Below are 1,563 nucleotides of genomic sequence, written 5' to 3'. Positions count from 1 at the left end.
TTCCAAGACCCAGCATACAGGAGGCGCTTTTTTCTTTCAAAGCTCAAATTTCTTCATTACAGGAATGGCTCCTCGTTTGAAAAAGAAGAGATCCATCGTAAGGCTGAGGAACTGAAAGAATCTAAGAATCTAATGATTGAGGAATGTCAGTTTGAGATCAGTGATTTAAAAAAGCAGCTACAAGCTGCTGCCGAGGAAGTAGATCGATTCAAACAAATGAAAGAAGAAGCTGAGCGTCTTGTACGACAGATGGAAGAATCTAGCGAGAATAACAAGCTGTTGATCCAGGAGTACAAAGAGAAAAACGATACGTTAACCGGTCTTGTAAACGATTTTCGTCAGGGATACGAGGAAAGTAAATCTTATAAGGATCAAGTTGACCGGTTAACACATCAAATCGCCAAACTCCAAGAGGAACTGAATAAGGAAAAAGAAAATCTTCAAAGTATGGAAGAAATCCGGAAAGAAGTACTTCGTCAAGCACAGGAACGTCATCAAGCTGAACTTGAACGCATCGTCGAAAAGAAAGACGTTGAAAAAGAGCGTGAGCTATTACATCTCCGTACGGAGTTCCAGGACAGGCTTCAAAAAGCAAATGAAGAATCTACAACTAAAATTCAAGCTCTTTATGAACGGATCGAGCAGATCAGAAAGGAACATGAGGAAGATTTAAAAAAGCAGGAAAAAGAATATGAGCATCAGATTGAGGAATTGAAAAAGAAAAAGTAACGAATAAGCCGGTTTTCCTTAGCGTACAGGATTCCGGCGTTTTATCTATCAAACAGGGCTTAGCGTACAAAATCCGCACTTTGTTGGCGGTACCCCTTTTATAGAAAATTAGTTCCTTTTTACCAAATTATCATATATTTCATATCATTCTATTTACATAGGTAAATCAGATGGTAGAATGGTATTTGTAAATATTTCCATAAATTCAAACGGAGGGGATATTGTGAAAAAAAGATTTGCTGTTTGTGCGTTCGCTACTATGCTGGCCACGATGAGTATCTTTACTCCAGCTTTTGCTGAATCAAATTCGAAACAGTCTGACCAACAAAGCCAGGAAAGAGTGGGAGTAAAAGTTTCCTCAGATCCTACTACAATATCTCAGTTGGCTGCTGCGGCTGGTGTAACAGCAGGCCCTTTTATTCTCCGTCAAGGTGGAGGATGGCCTGGGTATTACAATCATAACATCTCAATGGGTGAAGCCGGGACAATTTCCGTTCGGTTGGTTCAGCAAGGAATACATACTGGAGAACAAGCTTCGACTCGATGGACACTAGAAAATTCAAGTGGGACAGTGCTTGCAACAACAGATGTGAAAGGTGATAAGAATCCATACACTATTACATTCACGAATGTTAAACTAGGTGACTATAACCTAGTATGGGAAACTCTAAATAGCTACGATACACAAGGAAATTACTATATTTATGCTCCGTCAGGTACTGAGGTAAGCAAGTAAAATATTAAAAGCCCATTCCACATGGTATTATCCCCTCATGGTAGACAGTGAAAAAAGACCTCATGGTATGATGAGATCAACACTGTTGACCGGAGGGG

2 protein-coding genes are annotated in these 1,563 nt (G+C 39.9%); both read left to right on the top strand.

From position 1 onward, the window contains the following. The coding region (locus tag AC3WQH_RS25415; protein WP_492332325.1) for a hypothetical protein at window positions 1-729 on the top strand (729 nt) is incomplete at its 5' end. Window positions 730-952: 223 nt separating this feature from the next. Continuing rightward, on the top strand, window positions 953-1,465 hold the full coding sequence (locus AC3WQH_RS25410; RefSeq protein WP_007780564.1) for a hypothetical protein: 513 nt from the start codon (window positions 953-955) through the stop codon (window positions 1,463-1,465). Window positions 1,466-1,563: the final 98 nt, after the last annotated feature.

The sequence above is a fragment of the Brevibacillus sp. FW301-21C12A genome, from assembly GCF_058788915.1.
The sequence above is the reverse complement of the archived record's forward strand: the minus strand, read 5'-3'. Positions and strand labels throughout refer to the sequence as shown.